We start from the raw sequence: 15,925 nt of genomic DNA, 5'->3' as shown, positions 1-15,925 counted from the left end.
CGATGTGCTTAATGTTTAAGCAGAAGTCATGCCGCTTTAATCGGTATCGGGGTACTGTGTCATCCAATGTCTTTCTTGGAACCAAACACGAAGCAATGCCCGTAATGACGGCGGTTTATGCCCTCGACGCCGTATGCATTCACCAATATGATAGAGGTGTCGATACTGGCACAGTAGGGCACGAACAGCCTGACAATACCCGCCATCACTGTCCCAGATGTGTGCAGGCTCGCTGCTTGCCCCGTTGACTTCCACGATACACAGCTCCTTTCCTTTTATTAGCGACGGAATATCTCGAAACTTGATATCAAAACGACCAAAGTAAAAACCTTCAATATCTTTGGCGATCGCATCAATACGCGCGGTCAGTTCAGGCGTTATCCAGGACGCACCGTCTTTAAAGATTGCCCCACGACAATGGCTACCGGAAAAAGCCAGCGGGACACGCTCTCCAGCCGGTACCACATTCTGTAAGCGATCGCGATGTCGCTGATGATACAAATGGGCGCGATCGGCCACGGTCTCATTACACCGTATTAATGCCTCTAGTGTACTAACACCATCACCGACCACCGCAGGCAAATATTTTAACCCTAACGAAAAAATTTGCCCTTGACCCTCTCCCGGGTAGCGGATGTAAAACAAGCCTGCTTCCGCCTCATACGGAGCAAGCGCTTGAAACACTATATCCCTTTCCTCTGGAAAGGCCGCCACATAATCGAGTACCTTCTGCTCACTATCAATGTACTGCACCCCCGCACCACGGCATCCTTTATCGGGCTTAGCAACCAATGGTATTGATAGGCCTGCCGCCCTTAGTTCTGCCAATAAATTGTTTTGTATAGCGCTTGTCATCTTTTTGGGTTTGTGCCAACGCCAGTAGGGTGCAATGTATTGCTGGGCATGCTCACCGGCTTGAGCAAAAATATCTGATTTGGCCTCGCCCACCATCCCCGAAAGGGTAATCCCTGGGTTCGCCAGCAAAGGTAACGTTAAACTCCGGTAGTAAACCCCCAGCCCCACTGACTGAAGTACAACCGGCGCGTAGAAACACCATGTGGGTAAGAATTCGAACCACCCCAATTGGCGTCTGATCGGATAATCCGGCATGCCTGTTTGGCCGATAAGCATTGCAGTGGATTTTGTCATACGGACTCTTTTGTTAGTTTAGGTCGTGCACGACGACGTAATAAACGGTTGATAATCACCAATACCACCACCGCGATCATAAACGCCCATCCTGTGAGCTGCTGTTCCGCTAACCACGTGCTCCGATCAATTTCAAACGCGCCCCAAAAGATCAATCCTGTCCAAGTTGCAGTCGCAATACCAACCGACAATAGAAATGTCCCGATAGGGATGGAAAGAAAACCACTCAGGCTATAGGTTACTGTTCTGAGGCCAGGAATGAAGCGAATTAAGAAAAGATTAAGAAAGGGATGCCGACGTAACAAATGGCGCGCATCTCGCACACCTTTCACGGTCAAAAGCCTGGCTCGTAAGCCACGATAACGCCGCGCATAATGTCCAAGTAGGTAGAGAATCGTGTCGCCGCTTGCGATACCGACAAAAATAGCAAACAAAGCCATAGGCCATGCCAATAGAGATTGAACGGCAACAAACGCCGCAAGGGCAATCGCCCCATCCTCGAAGATATAAGAGGTTAAAATAATTACAAAAAACAGCCCCAGAGACGGTAGGGCCGCCAAACTGGGTATCACACTTTCAATCATTGGCTTTCTCCTCTCTATAAGCATAGACAGGAGAAAACACAGATTACTTACAAATTAATGAAAATAGCGATTACATACCACCGGCAACGTCAAACAAACTTCCCGTCGAATAGGAGGCATTATCTGAGAGTAGCCATGCAATCATTTCCGCCACTTCCATTGTCGATCCGCCTCGGCCTAGAGGGATGTTATCGGCAACGCGTGCGACACGGTCCGGCTCTCCGCCTGCAGCATGCATGTTGGTATCAATCGGGCCTGGGCGTACCGCATTAACGCGGATCCCCTCACGGCCGACTTCTTTAGCCAGACCCATGGTCAAAGTGTCTAGCGCCGCTTTAGTTGCTGCATAGTCCACATATTCATTGGGGGAGCCGGTCTTAACCGCAGCGGATGAGACATTCACAATCGCCCCACCATTACCACCACGTGATTGCGCCATACGATGTACCGCCTCACGGCAACACAAAAACGCACTGGTGACATTGGCTTGGAACATGGCGTTGATACGCTCTGCATCCATGCCGCTTACAGATGATTGCGGTAACATAATGCCTGCGTTATTCACCAGTGCCGTAATGTTCCCCAAGCGGTTATCCGCTTCACTGAACAATCGCTTTACACCCTCTTCTGTTGAGACATCAGCTTGCACGGCGATAGCGTTGACACCAATGGCTTGAAGTTCATCAACAAGCGCAAAAGCAGATTCACTGTTGCTAAGATAATTGATGCAAATGGCATAGCCTCGCTGTGCCAATAACTTTGCCGTCTCACGGCCAATGCCGCCACTTGCCCCGGTTACAATCGCAACTGGATTCATTGCTACTCCTTTTCGCTTAATCCGCAGACACCGGAGGATAATACCCCATTCTCACCGCCCCCCAATGTTTACCTGCTACAAATATGGGCACGGAGAGATCGTGCATAACCTCACCAGTATCGCGCTTATAGGTCTGCAGCAGCATGGTATCAGTATGTTGCCCACAACGCCTACCTGTTCGGTCATCAAATAAGCGCTTAGTTCGGTTTCCGGTGATATCTTGCGCATAATCCCCGGTTAATGGCTGGCAAAAGCGTTGATTGTGTGTGGGAACATAGCCGTTATGATCATTGGCAATGGCATACACAATATGATCATCGATCGCGAGGATCGGCTCTTGAATCGGAGGTAACACCCGATCACAGAACTCATCAAACCGCGTGGTGTATTTTTTCGGGTGGGTATGAGCAATAGGCTGGTAGTGGCGATCAAACAAATCAGTCTGACGAATATCCCCCCTCTCAAGTGCTTGCTCAAATGCGGCTTCAATGCGATCTCGGCATAGACTGGCGGCTTTGAAGAAACGCTGATGGGGGCTCGCATCAGATAAGGCCGCAAAAACAGCGTTCGTTTTTTCTGCGGTATCCATCAAGCCTTCTGCTTCTTTGCTCAATACAATAATCTGTTGATCACTGTCTTCAAGGCCTGAGCGCACTTGCGTCAACGCCGCCGCAATTTGCTCTAAGCTGGCACTATTTTGTGACGACCCCTCCGCCATTTCTGTCACCGCCGTTTCAACCTGATCCGCGCCAGAGGATAACTCAGCTAAAATACGCCCTACATTTTCTACATTTGACGTGCCCGACTCCACATCCGCCGATAATGTTTGAATATGCGTCATAACACTGCGTGATTCAGCCATGATTTGTTGAATGATAGAGGCAACTTCACTCGTACTTTGCGACGTACGTTGTGCAAGTTGACGGACTTCGTCGGCAACAACAGCAAAGCCACGACCCTGCTCTCCGGCCCTTGCCGCCTCTATCGCCGCATTCAACGCCAACAAATTAGTCTGTGCTGCAATGTCATCAATCACCTGAGCCACATCACTGACTTTGTTTACATTCGCATCCAGCGCTTCAATGCGCGCAACAGTTGCTGCGGTTTTCTGGTTAATCTCTCGCATCTCAGCAATAGACGCCGTCAGTTGCTCCACACCTTGTGTGCTTATATCACGCATAGCGGTGACTCGAGTGACCGATTCGCTCTGCGCATGACATGCATTTGATAGCGTTTTTTCAATATGTTGCGCTGTCTCGGTAATCTCGACCACAGCGGAAAACTGTTCCGTCAAACGGTTTTTTAAAATGTCGGAACGATGCGATACTTCGGCAGCCGTCATCGCATTCATGGTGGCTCGGGTTGCTAGCCGTCCAATCGTATCTGTTGGAATGGTTTGAGTATCGTTGTTTTCGATTCCCGGCTGAGCCGAGTGTGATGGATATAAACAAACCTTAGCGGCAACTGCCAAGGTTGCCATCTGGCCAACCACGATTGCCACGACACTGAGAAATTGTGTAGAGAGGATAATCCAAAGAGCCAATATTGATAACGCCAAGGTTGCCACGAACACGCTCCAAAACCACAATTTTCTATTTGCTACATTCCCTGTCATCTTTCACCCTTCATCCTTTCCTGGAAACGATTTACCGTGGTTATAGTGCTGATACTCAGCGTAAATATCAGTATCTTTTGGTGCTGAAGCACCTGACCATTTCATACTAATGCCATGCTTTTAGGGCAATAACGGTGAATACCATCAAATTTAGACTAAAGCCGTAGAAAAAAGACAACACATTCCCGCTCAATCAACCCTGATCATCCAGCGTTCACTCACACTCACTGTCGCCTCTATAAGATAAACACGACAAACATCATTAAATCTTACTTAAAATGCGCTAAGCTACTTCTAGGTTGTTGTTATTAATGAGAGACCCATGATCACCCGTCGACGAGCACGCCAATCGGTTAGCGCCTTTCTCATCTTGATGACGATTAGCTTCTCGTTAGTGTGGTTTTCGCTAGCTGTATTGCCTGACAGTGAACAATTTTCAGTCATTTGGTACGCCTCATCCGTTGGCGCTTTCGCTCTCACATGCTTATCTCGTGGTACGTGGCCATTTGCAACACTGGGCCTTTGCGTCGGTGTCTTTATCGCCGATTATCAAATGGGGCTCTCCGCGGAACTCAGCATCCAGCTTGCGCTCGTAAATACCTTGACCGCAGTCGTGGGAAGTTCGCTATACCTTTTTATGAAAAGGCGCTATGGCAATCCGCTTCGGAGCATCTGGCCTTTTATACGTGGACTGACCCCCGTGATTATCATCAGCCCGCTTATCGGTGCTCTGATTGGAGCCAGTATCTTGTCGGTCAACACTGAAAACGGGTACAACTACTATATTATCCGCTGGTTTTTCAGTGAATTGATCGGGTTTATCGCGCTTTTCCCTCTTTTATTGGCCTTTCAAGAGCGACGCCAAGCTCAATTCCAAGAGACGATTTATCAGCCATTACCCTCTCCTTTAAAAATCGTTTTAGTATGTATCGCACTTTTCTTACTCATCAGCCTACTTTTGTACGCTTTTCCTTTCCCCTTTCTTGCGCTAACGGGGTTGTTCTTCCTTGCTGCAACACTACAGAGCCGCTTAGTGGGACTTGCCACTATCGCTTTATCAGTCGTTAGTTTTGATGTGCTATCCGCTGTTGGGGTATTTACATTTCATATTGATATCGAACAGAAAGCCTCTTTATCGCGCCTGATTACAGCCGCAACCGCGATGCTGATCGGGGTGGGAATGACGCAACTGGCATACAGTTATCGTCGTCATCAAAAACATCACCTTGAGCAACATTCACTGTTGACGCAAGCGATGCATAACTCACTCATTGGTATGGCCATACTCGATCCTCGTGGCATCGTTCAAGATGCTAATACCAGCCTTGCTCACTTCTTTGGTTGTGACCGTGATGTTTTACTGGGTTCGCATGTATCCCTGTTTACGCGAGAGCAAGACCAATCCGCTCTAAAGGATTATTTTAATGATCTCATCATGGGCCATGCCGACAACAAACGGCTAGAAAAACAGTTTTTACGGGCCGATGGAGAGCACGTGTGGGGGCGACTTTCAGTCACCGCTGTGCGCGATAAACATGCGGGACATGTGACCCACCTAATCAGTCAAATAGAAGACATTAACGCGCTAAAAGCCGCACAACGAGAGCAAAAACGCTGGCTTGAGCGCTGGCGCTTTGCACTAGACATAAACAAACTCGCGGTTTTCGAGCTGAATATTCATACTGGGGTTCTGCTGTTTTCGGGTTGGTCTGCGCCATTACTGGGAATTAATCCAAAAAGTATTCAAACCTATCAGGCTTGGGTCACGCGTATTCATCCAGATGATCGCGCAGGCTGGGAACAAGCCATGCGTCTTCTGATGGATAAACATACCAATCGTATGATCGAAGTCTTTCGCTTTAAAAATGATCAGGGTAGATACCGTTATCTCCGCCAAGCGTCCGCGCGACAAACCGGCGAAGAGACTGAAACAGTGTTAAGTACCGTGATTGACATCACCGAGCAATATTTGGCCAATACCCAAACGGATACTTTACGACGTCGCCTTGAAGCCGCCACCAAAGCCGCGAATATCGGTATCTGGGAGTACCACGCCAAAGAGGATAGGCTTGAGTGGGATCCACAAATGTACACCCTTTACGACATACCCATATCGGATGGCCATGAAACGCTAGCGACTTGGCAACGCCGCCTTCATCCCGACGACGCGGATCCGATTAACCACACCTTTAATCAAGCGCTTCACCATCATGAACGACTCGATACGCAGTTTCGTATTATCGATAGCCAAGGTCGCGTTCGTTACATTCGTGCACTAGCCAGCCTCCAGCTCGATGATAACGGCCAAACCGTACGCATGATCGGGGCGAACTGGGACAACACGGAAATCAACGAACTCAACCAAACTCTCGCCCAAGAGCGCGAACAGCTCGACGTGGTAATGAACTCCATCAACGATGCTGTGATTACCGTCGATGAACAAGGCAATTTGGCTTATCTTAATAATACCGCTCAATGGCTTACCGCTAACAACGATAGCTTGCCGCTGGGTCAACCAGTAGACTCGATTTTTCATCTTTACAATAAACAGGAACGCGTGCTGCTTTCACACTTTAGCGACCAACAAACAAACACTTTCTTTGCCACCCAAATACAAGATGCCTATCAGCTGGTTCTCGCCAGTGGCGAACGGGTGTATGTCTCAGTTGCCGTTTCGCCACTCACCAGTAACAAAGATCAAGGATCCCATCACGGCTATGTCTTTGTTCTACGCGATGTCTCCGAAGAACACGCGCTGATGGCACAATTAGACTACAACGCGAATCATGATCCGCTCACACTATTACCCAACCGCCGAGCCTTTGAAACCATCATGGAAACGCACCTTTCTCTGTATCGCAATGAGGATACCCCATTAGTGCTCGCGTTCGTCGATTTGGATCTTTTCAAAATCATTAATGACTCTGTCGGCCATCACGCCGGTGACGATGTGCTGTGTCAGGTTTCTCAAGCACTGGCTGATAACATTCGCAGTGATGATACCGTGGCACGGCTAGGGGGAGATGAATTTGCGCTACTACTCACTCACTGCAATATGCGAGACGCCAAGCGCACGATTGCCGATTTGATCAAGCGACTCGAGGGGCTTTCTTTTTCCTATGGTGAACGCATTTTTTCTATCAGTGCCAGCGTTGGTGTCGTGAATGTTAATGATAACACCTTAACCCTCTCTGATCTGATGAGCCGCGCGGATGTCGCCATGTACGAAGCCAAATCCGCGGGGCGTGGACAAATTGTCGATTACGATGATATTTCTGGCACGGCACAAGGTCGTCATAGCGACATACAAATGGTAGGAAACATCACCCGCGCGTTAGCCGAAGACCGATTTACGCTTTATGGACAACAAGTTGCTCCGGCTAAAGGCCCCACTATTGAGCACTGGTATGAGCTATTAGTACGTATGGTGGAGACCGATGGCAGTATTATAAATCCAGGGCAATTTATTCCTGCCGCGGAGGCGTTTGGTTATATTCGAGACATTGATGCATGGGTGGCCAATTATGTGCTCAATACGCGCGCGCGTGAGCTGGCCGACTCTGGGCTGAGGTTTAATTTGAATCTGTCGGCCCACTCAATCAGTGATCCCAAGTTTCAAGTCCACTTAAAGCAATTACTGACCACCTCAGTGTTTCCCGCCGATCGTTTATGTTTTGAGATCACAGAGTCGGCACTGATTAGCCACTTAAATGCCGCCGTCTCATTTGTAGATGAATTACGCGCCTATGGCGCCCACGTGGCACTGGATGATTTTGGCGCAGGCTTGTGCTCTTTCCACTACCTTAAATTATTTAACGTCGACGTGGTAAAAGTCGACGGGCAATTTGTTGCCAACTTAACAGACAACGACAACGAGATTGATCGTGTCATCCTAGAATCTATCGTGAGTATTTGCGACACCATGGGATACAAAACGGTCGCGGAATGGGTGTCAGATGAAGACAAGCTCGCTCGGGTGCAAGAAATCGGGATTAACTACGTGCAGGGATTTTTAATCGATTACCCGACACCACTTGATACGCTACTCGCGGCTAACACCCTAAAATCGTCAGCGCATTAAGAGCGTGATAATGAGGTTGCAGAATACTTAAAAAGCAGGCAATTTAACCCTTTTTACTCGGACTGCCAACCATGAACCAATATACGCTCGCTGGATGCGGTGCCATTGTGCTTTGGAGCAGTAATGTGGCGCTCATCCGTCACGTCACTGAGCAACTGGGGCCACTTGGCGGTGCAGCAGCTATTTATACCCTTGCCTCTGTCTTTTTAATCTTGTTTGTGGGTGCTCCCAAGCTCAGCGATTTTCCTCGCCGCTACCTGGTGGGTGGTGGTGTTCTGTTTGTGGTTTATGAACTCTGCCTCGCCCTCTCTCTTGCGTGGGCCAATACCCGAACCCAAGCCATTGAGATGGGCGTGATTAATTATCTATGGCCCTGCCTAACGGTCCTGTTGTCTGTCATCCTGATGCGGCAAAAAGTCAGCCTCTGGCTTTATCCTGCGCTCACCGTCGCGTTTATGGGCGTCGTCTGGACAGTTGGAGGTGAAAATGGCGTTTCTTGGCCGCACCTTGTCGCGAATATACAGACCAACCCGTTAAGCTATTTTCTTGCTTTCAGTGGCGCGATCATCTGGGCGATTTATTGCAATATCACCAAAATGCATGCTCAAGGTAAGAACGGGATCACATGGTTTTTCTGTGCAACGGCCGCCACGCTTTGGGTTGGGTATGCCTTCTCTGATGCGCCACCGCTAACCTTATCTTGGGCAAATAGCCCTTATGTGCTCTTTGCCGGACTGGCAATGGGTGGGGGGTACGGCCTTTGGAACATGGGGATCCTAAAAGGTAACCTGGTTTTTTTGGCCACCCTATCGTATTTCATTCCCATCCTTTCTACTTTTTTGTCGGCGATTTTACTGTCAACGCCGCTCACCCTCGCCTTTTGGCAAGGTGTGGTTATGGTCACGCTGGGATCGCTCGCCAGCTGGTGGCTGACCAGAACGCCATTGCCAGAGAAAGCCCCTAAAACAGCAAGTACTCACTAATGTAAACAGCCGCACGAGGCGGCTGTTTATCCGAGATGTTCTCTGTCATAGACGAGCGTTCAGCGCGACTAAACCGTCGCCATTGATGAAGCAGCTGCCCCGTAGTAAAGGCAAATACGCTGACCATTGATTTGTTCAACTTCAAATTCAATCTCGTAAATACGCTCCATCACTGGCTTGGTCACCACCTCATCAACCCGACCGCTGGACACCACTTCGCCGTCTTTCATCGCGACCATGTTGTCTGCATAACAAGCGCTAAAGTTAATATCGTGCATGACGACCACGACCGCCTTGTTGTATCGATGTGCCAAGTCTCTGACCGTTTTCATGATCGCCACCGAGTGACGAATATCGAGATTATTAAGCGGTTCATCGAGAAAGATATAGTCGGTGTTCTGTGCCACCACCATCGCAATGAATGCCATCTGCCGTTGACCCCCACTCAATTGATCAATGAAGCGGTCTTGCAACTCCGTTAACCCTAACTGAGCTAACGCCTCATCAATCACCGCATCATCATCTGCCGAGAGTCGGCCTTTAGAATGGGGGAAACGGCCAAATGCCACGAGCTCACGCACCCGAAAGCGCATATTGACGTTATTCGCCTGGCGCAATACCGCTAGTCTTTTGGCTAACGCCTCATTACTCCATTCACTGAGAGGTTTATCACCAATCAGGACTTCACCTGCATCACTATCGGTGAGTCGACTCGCCATCGAGAGTAACGTGCTCTTCCCCGCGCCATTTGGACCAATAATCGCGGTCACTTTACCCGGCGGGAACAACGCACTGGCTTGATTCACCACTTGAGTCTGCCCGTAGGCTTTTGATAATCCAATTAATTCAATCATAATGGTTAAAACTTGTTTTTCGTTAGCAGGTACAAGAAGTAGCTTCCGCCAACAAAGTTGATAATCACGCTGACCGTGGTTTCAAACCCGAACCACTGCTCGACAACATACTGACCCGTTAACAATAAAAAAACTGCCAATACACTGGTCGCAAGGATCAAAAAGCGATGTTGGTAGCGAGTAAACATCTGGCGCGCAAGGCTGACCACAATCAAGCCAAAGAAGAGCACGGGCCCGACCAAAGCCGTCGAGACCGAAATCATGACGGCGATAATCATCATCACCTTCAGGGTGAGTCCGCGCATATCGACACCTAAACTGGTGGCATTGTCTTCGCCAAGCAAGCAGACATCCAGCTGGTTGGCATAGCGATAAAGCGCTAACAAACACAATATCAGTACCGGCACGCTGATATACACCAAATCGCGATTCGCATTATTAAAGCTCGCGAACATGGCATCTTGAAGCACCGCAAACTCGCTAGGATCAACGAGGAGCGTGAAGAACTGACTGATACTGCCAAACACACTACCGAGCACAATACCAATTAATAACAAGGTATAAATATTGGCACGATGTCGACGAAAATAGAGAGTGAACAGCACACTCGCGGTTACCGTCATCAGTGCCACACTCACCGCAAAGTTTAAATAGGCATTGACCAAATACAGGCTGGTTGAACCGAAGATCACCAGTAGCAGGGTTTGCAATAAGACATACAAGCTATCAAACCCTAAAATCGACGGGGTGAGTATGCGATTATTGGTGATGGTTTGAAATACGAGCGAGGAAGCTGATATCGCGACCGCGGCCAGTGCAATCGCAAGGACTTTCGGGGTACGCCGAGAGAGAAAGTAAGCATAATTATCCGCCGTTAGGCCATGCCCCAAGAAATAACCGGCCACCAGCAAGACACCGGCCGCAACCAGGGAAAGTTTGAGTCCATCACGCATTGGCTTTATCCCTCATCACTAAGTAGATAAACACCACGCCACCCAAAACTGAAATAATCATGGCAATAGGCACTTCGTAAGGGAAAATAATCACACGACCCAAAATATCGCAACTTAGAACCAACACCACGCCCCAGAACGCCGTCCAAGGTAAATTGCGCTTAATGTTATCGCCCATGAAAAGTGAGACCACATTCGGCACAATCAGACCAAGAAAAGGGATCACACCGACAATCATCACCACCGCCGATGACAACAAGGCAACCACCATGACACCAAACAGCACGACTTTTTGATAATCCAAGCCAATATTTTTGGCGAAGCTCTCTCCAATACTGGCGGCACTAAACTGACTCGCGTAGGCATAGGCAATGGCACAAACTGGCATGGCCACAAACAAAATTTCGTAGTTCCCGGCCAACACCGAAGAAAAATTCGCCACGGTCCAAGCTTGCAAGGTTTGAATCAAATCGTATTTATAGGCGAGAAATTGGGTTAGCGAGGAGACAACATTGCCGTACATAATCCCTATCAACGGCACTAATACGGTATTTTTAAATTTAAGGCGTTGTAGAAAACGGACAAACAGCCAGGTACCAACCATGGCCGTCCCCACAATAATCGCTAAGTCAAGCCACTGGCTTACGCCGCTAAACACCACCAAGGTAATGACATACCCGAGTAAGGCACAATCGATGGTGCCCGTGGTATCTGGCGACGCAAAGCGGTTTTGACAGATCTGCTGCATGATAAGGCCAGCAACACTCAGCCCAGCCCCGGCAAGGCAAATCGCCAACAGGCGCGGAATACGACTGGTGGTAAAAATGGTCCAGGCTTCGGGATCGCCTGCCCATAAACTATCCAAAGAGACGTGCGCAACGCCGATAGATATCGACAACAGCGCTAGCACGATTAAAACAGGAATAGAGAGATACTTCACAACACAACTACCGGTGAGGTCTATAACCACAAAGACCCGGAGCTAGCCCGGGTCTTTCCGTATCATGAATGATGATTAAAGCACGCGATTCACATCGTCGATCATTTTATCCATCGCGGTCATGCCAGCCATGGTGATATACCAAGCCGTTGGATCTAAGTAGCTGATACGTTGGTTTTTGTGCGCGGGTGTTTTATTCACCAATGGGTTATCGAAACGCGCCTTCGCTTTTCCTTCGCCCTCACCAATCGCTTGCTCGCGATCAAGCACTAACAACACATCTGGATTAGCATCAGCAATGTACTCAAAGGAAATCAAATTACCGTGAGAACCTGCCACTTCGACCTTATCACTTCTTGCCGGTTTTAAACCGAGCTCGTCAAACACCATACCGAAGCGACTTTTCTCACCGAACATTGCCACTTTACTGCCGTTACTCATCACCATCAGAGCATTAAAGTTATCGGTAATGGCTTTTTCACGCGTCTGAGCAATCTTGGTGCTCATTTCGTCAATGATTTCTTCAACTTTTTGTTGTTTATTAAATACATTACCTAGCATACGCCAGCTTTTCTGAACACTCTGCCAGTAGTTTTCATAATCCGCCTGGAACATAATCGTCGGAGCAATTTCTTCTAGATCACCCATCAATGATGCCATCCGCGCCTCCGCGATAATCAAATCCGGTTTCGCAGTAAAAATAGCTTCGTAGTCAGGCTCTTTAACCGTCCCAACCGCCACATATTTATCATCTTGATAGGTTTTTGCTAAGTAATCAGGCATCAGTGATTTTACTACTCCGACAGGCTCAACACCGAGGCGGTTAAGCACATCTAAGCTACCTTGACCAAGAACCACAACCCGTTGAGGGACACCCTCAATCTCAATCGTACCCATCGCGTGGTCGATAGTTTTTGCCGCGGCATGGCCACTCAATACAAGAGAAACGGTAAAAAGAATAAATTGAAAAAATGAACGAAAAGCTTGCATGGCTCTTTCCTCGCAAAAATCGATGGCAGCATGCTAACGCAGTCAAATCACTAAGTCACGAATAGAAGTGAGAATTATTAATATTTATAGTTTTGTTGATATATCACATGGAATAACCACCATGACGTGATACCGAATCTACCTATTAATAAAAGCACTCCATAGTCATTGCCTGTCACTTACTAAAACTGTTTTGATCTTGCGCAAAATAGCGCCAGATAGGTCAGAGTTATTCGTTTAAATCACTTCATTTTATACGTTTTCATCGCAATCCTTAGTGGGGTTTGAATAAAACGAAAGCGATTGCACCGACATTATCAACATATATGGTAACCATTAGAAGCTTTACGCGGTAATATAGAGATAGTTGTGATCAAGATCGCGCGTAAATGCGCGGTAGTTACATACACTGAGCTCATCTCATGCGGTACCACCGAAAAGATAATAAAAGCAGCTATGACTGTCGCAAATTCGGTACCGATTTGAGCTGAACTGCATCTAACTAGTTGTTTGAGGGTTATAATGAACGAAATTTTACTCGCGGTCGTTGCTGGTGCCATCGTTGGCTTTTTCTTCAGCGCGATCAAATTACCCTTGCCCGCTCCCCCAGTGCTTTCTGGGATCATGGGCATCGTTGGTATTTACATTGGCGGCATGGCTTATCAAGCTGTGATCGAACGCTTTTTCTCTTAACTTAAGATAATTGGAGCACATTATGGCTACCCCACATATTAATGCCGTAGACGGCGCGTTTGCTGAAACGGTCCTCATGCCAGGTGACCCACTTCGCGCACAATACATTGCCGAGAATTTCCTAGAAAACGCCGAACGCGTAACTGATGTACGTAATATGTTCGGATATACCGGTACCTATAAAGGCAAAAAAGTGTCAGTAATGGGCCATGGTATGGGGATTCCATCTTGCTCAATTTACGTGCACGAGCTGATCAAAGATTACGGCGTGAAAAACATCATCCGCGTGGGTAGCTGTGGCGCCGTTAAAGATGATGTGAAGCTTATGGACATTATCGTCGCGCAAGGCGCATCAACCGATGCCAAAGTAAACCGCACCCGTTTTGCCGGCCACGACTTTGCTGCTATCTCTGATTACCACCTGCTCGAAACCGCTGTTGGCGAAGCCCGCAAGCAAAACGTATCAGTACGTGTTGGTAATGTGTTCTCTGCTGACCTGTTTTATAGCCCTGAAGCCGACTTGTTCAACAAAATGGATAACCTCGGCATTCTCGCGGTGGATATGGAAGCGGCAGGCATCTACGGCGTTGCAGCAGAATTAGGCGCGCGCGCGCTCACCATTCTGACCGTGTCTGACCATATCATTCGTGGCGAAGCGTTAAGCTCAGACGAGCGCCAAAAGTCATTCAATGAAATGATGACGGTCTCGCTCGAAACTGCGATCAACCTGTAAACGTTGGTTGGAGGAAACGTGTCAAGCGGTAAACTGCCACCCGCTACGGGCGAACTGCAGCTGAACTTTTGTAAAACGCTCACCTGCCCAAACTTTGGGTCAATAGATGAGCAGGATTACCTCGTTCAGCACACTAACCCGGCGCGTCCGACATTAGTCTGCCGCGAATGTGGGGCGTTTCCTCCTCTGCTTAACAATCATCAAGTCCATGCTGAGCTTATCGCACAGCGCCAGCTCCATGCTGATGGGTTATGTGCCTGCACCAACCCTGATTGCGAGCATTTGGGGAAACCGGTCCTCACATACCGCCATTGTTACCATGCCTTTGGCTATAGCGGTGATCGACAACGCTATCGTTGTAAAGGATGCCAGAGTACCTTTGTTGATCGTTGGTCTGGCATCAATAAAAAGAGCGAATTACAGCAAAAGTTGCTCGCTTTCCTCTTTACTGGGCATACGGTAAGAGATATCTGCCGCCGCCTTTCTCTCAACCCAAAAACTTTTTATGACCACCTCAATCAAATCGCTGCACGCTGCCGACAAAAGCTCGCGGCTTACGACACACGCTTTCTCGCCGACACCTCCACTGGCCATCTTGCCAGTGTTCATACTGCTTTGCAGCCTAAGAGCGAGAATGGTGTACAGTGGCTTGCGACGGGCGAAGCACACAGCGGTTATGTGCTGCTACAAGACGTCAACTATCATCCTTATGCTCATAGTCACTTAAGCGATCATCACGATCCCTATCAAGAAGATTGTCGCTTTATGGCAACCACTCATGCCGGCCAGCATGAAGATCGATCGCCTCGCCCTGAAGGACTACTAGGTCGTGTTGATGCTAAATACCGTGAGGTGTTTGCGCGCTCAAACGTTGAAGACCCTTATACATATCCACTGCACTTTATCTATCCAAACCGTGGAACCCTCATTCGGCCCCAATACACGACGTATGCGCACTACTTGAACCTCAAGCCATTGATTGATCATTGGCAACAAATCGTGGTGTTTTCCCCCCAGGAACCTTTACTGCGATCTGCATGTTTATCTGTGTTCGAAGCCGATATTCGTGACAAACGCGTGAGCCATGTCTATGTTGAGCAAGATAGTCATTGGCAACCCGGCGCTGAGCCGGAAAAGATCGATATTGTGTTACTCAGTTGGTGGCGTGATCGTTGGGCTTTTACCCGTAGTGGCGATGGCACTAAAGCCATTTGCGATCACGGACAAAATAAAGGTAAAGAAGCCTATTGGTTAACGCATGCCAGTTGCGATGCCCTGAAAAAATATCAACAACAATTTCATCAGCAATTTTCGTTATTGGTAAATGAGCCACGACGCCGGTTACGCCCAGGTGGTTTATTACCATTACTTGATATCTATCGCGCTTGGCACAACCTATGCTGGCAAGATAAAGCACACCTAACGCCTGCCCAACGGCTGGGGCTGACAGAGCGCCCGCTGACGTTGGCCGATTTAATGCTCTAAATTTGAGATTTGGCGCATACCCTAGGCGACTTGACGATAGCCGAGTCT

At 48.4% G+C, this 15,925-nt stretch carries 13 protein-coding genes; 5 read left to right on the top strand and 8 right to left on the bottom strand.

The annotated features are described in order from the left end of the window. Positions 1–36: 36 nt before the first annotated feature. The 4 genes from BUQ98_RS14445 to BUQ98_RS14430 form a co-directional block, all read right to left on the bottom strand. Positions 37–1,149 (bottom strand): hypothetical protein, encoded by a 1,113-nt coding sequence (locus BUQ98_RS14445; RefSeq protein ID WP_074214496.1) that lies wholly within the window; start codon positions 1,147–1,149, stop codon positions 37–39. Further along, positions 1,146–1,733 (bottom strand): DedA family protein, encoded by a 588-nt coding sequence (locus tag BUQ98_RS14440; RefSeq protein ID WP_074214495.1) that lies wholly within the window; start codon positions 1,731–1,733, stop codon positions 1,146–1,148. Before BUQ98_RS14440 ends, BUQ98_RS14445 begins: the two co-directional genes overlap by 4 nt. 70 nt (positions 1,734–1,803) lie before the next feature. Beyond that, complete coding sequence (locus tag BUQ98_RS14435; protein WP_074214494.1) at positions 1,804–2,550, bottom strand: SDR family oxidoreductase; 747 nt, start codon at positions 2,548–2,550, stop codon at positions 1,804–1,806. A 16-nt stretch (positions 2,551–2,566) separates the two neighbouring features. Then, the gene (locus tag BUQ98_RS14430) at positions 2,567–3,676 is read right to left on the bottom strand and encodes a methyl-accepting chemotaxis protein (protein ID WP_371515127.1); all 1,110 of its coding nucleotides are present in this window, start codon (positions 3,674–3,676) and stop codon (positions 2,567–2,569) included. A gap of 811 nt (positions 3,677–4,487) precedes the next feature. On the opposite strand from BUQ98_RS14430, the gene BUQ98_RS14425 reads away from it, so the two are divergent. Further along, entirely contained in the window at positions 4,488–8,246 is a 3,759-nt protein-coding gene (locus BUQ98_RS14425; RefSeq protein ID WP_074214492.1) for an EAL domain-containing protein, read from the top strand. A 71-nt stretch (positions 8,247–8,317) separates the two neighbouring features. Next, positions 8,318–9,229 carry an aromatic amino acid DMT transporter YddG gene (yddG, locus tag BUQ98_RS14420; RefSeq protein ID WP_074214491.1) on the top strand — a complete coding sequence of 304 codons (912 nt, stop codon included), beginning with the start codon at positions 8,318–8,320 and terminating at the stop codon, positions 9,227–9,229. A 68-nt stretch (positions 9,230–9,297) separates the two neighbouring features. Here the strand turns inward: yddG and BUQ98_RS14415 are convergent, their stop codons facing one another. The 4 genes from BUQ98_RS14415 to BUQ98_RS14400 form a co-directional block, all read right to left on the bottom strand. Beyond that, positions 9,298–10,083 carry an iron ABC transporter ATP-binding protein gene (locus BUQ98_RS14415; protein ID WP_074214490.1) on the bottom strand — a complete coding sequence of 262 codons (786 nt, stop codon included), beginning with the start codon at positions 10,081–10,083 and terminating at the stop codon, positions 9,298–9,300. A gap of 5 nt (positions 10,084–10,088) precedes the next feature. Continuing rightward, the gene (locus BUQ98_RS14410; protein WP_074214489.1) at positions 10,089–11,036 is read right to left on the bottom strand and encodes an iron chelate uptake ABC transporter family permease subunit; all 948 of its coding nucleotides are present in this window, start codon (positions 11,034–11,036) and stop codon (positions 10,089–10,091) included. Then, positions 11,029–11,976: an ABC transporter permease gene (locus BUQ98_RS14405; protein ID WP_217693649.1), complete on the bottom strand. Its 948-nt coding sequence runs from the start codon at positions 11,974–11,976 to the stop codon at positions 11,029–11,031. The genes BUQ98_RS14410 and BUQ98_RS14405 overlap by 8 nt, the downstream gene beginning before the upstream one ends. Before the next feature lie 75 nt (positions 11,977–12,051). Beyond that, positions 12,052–12,966 carry a siderophore ABC transporter substrate-binding protein gene (locus BUQ98_RS14400; RefSeq protein WP_083605311.1) on the bottom strand — a complete coding sequence of 305 codons (915 nt, stop codon included), beginning with the start codon at positions 12,964–12,966 and terminating at the stop codon, positions 12,052–12,054. A gap of 522 nt (positions 12,967–13,488) precedes the next feature. Here BUQ98_RS14400 and BUQ98_RS14395 point away from each other — a divergent pair. The 3 genes from BUQ98_RS14395 to BUQ98_RS14385 are packed head-to-tail and all read left to right on the top strand — an operon-like array spanning position 13,489 to position 15,877. Continuing rightward, complete coding sequence (locus BUQ98_RS14395; protein WP_074214488.1) at positions 13,489–13,659, top strand: XapX domain-containing protein; 171 nt, start codon at positions 13,489–13,491, stop codon at positions 13,657–13,659. Positions 13,660–13,681: 22 nt separating this feature from the next. Beyond that, entirely contained in the window at positions 13,682–14,392 is a 711-nt protein-coding gene (gene deoD / locus BUQ98_RS14390) for a purine-nucleoside phosphorylase (protein ID WP_074214487.1), read from the top strand. An 18-nt stretch (positions 14,393–14,410) separates the two neighbouring features. Then, positions 14,411–15,877 carry a lactate dehydrogenase gene (locus tag BUQ98_RS14385; RefSeq protein WP_074214486.1) on the top strand — a complete coding sequence of 489 codons (1,467 nt, stop codon included), beginning with the start codon at positions 14,411–14,413 and terminating at the stop codon, positions 15,875–15,877. The last annotated feature ends 48 nt before the right edge of the window (positions 15,878–15,925 follow it).

It is taken from the genome of Salinivibrio sp. ES.052, assembly GCF_900141775.1.
Lineage (GTDB): Bacteria > Pseudomonadota > Gammaproteobacteria > Enterobacterales > Vibrionaceae > Salinivibrio.
Note: the sequence above shows the minus strand (reverse complement) of the source record. Positions and strands in the feature narration are given on the sequence as shown.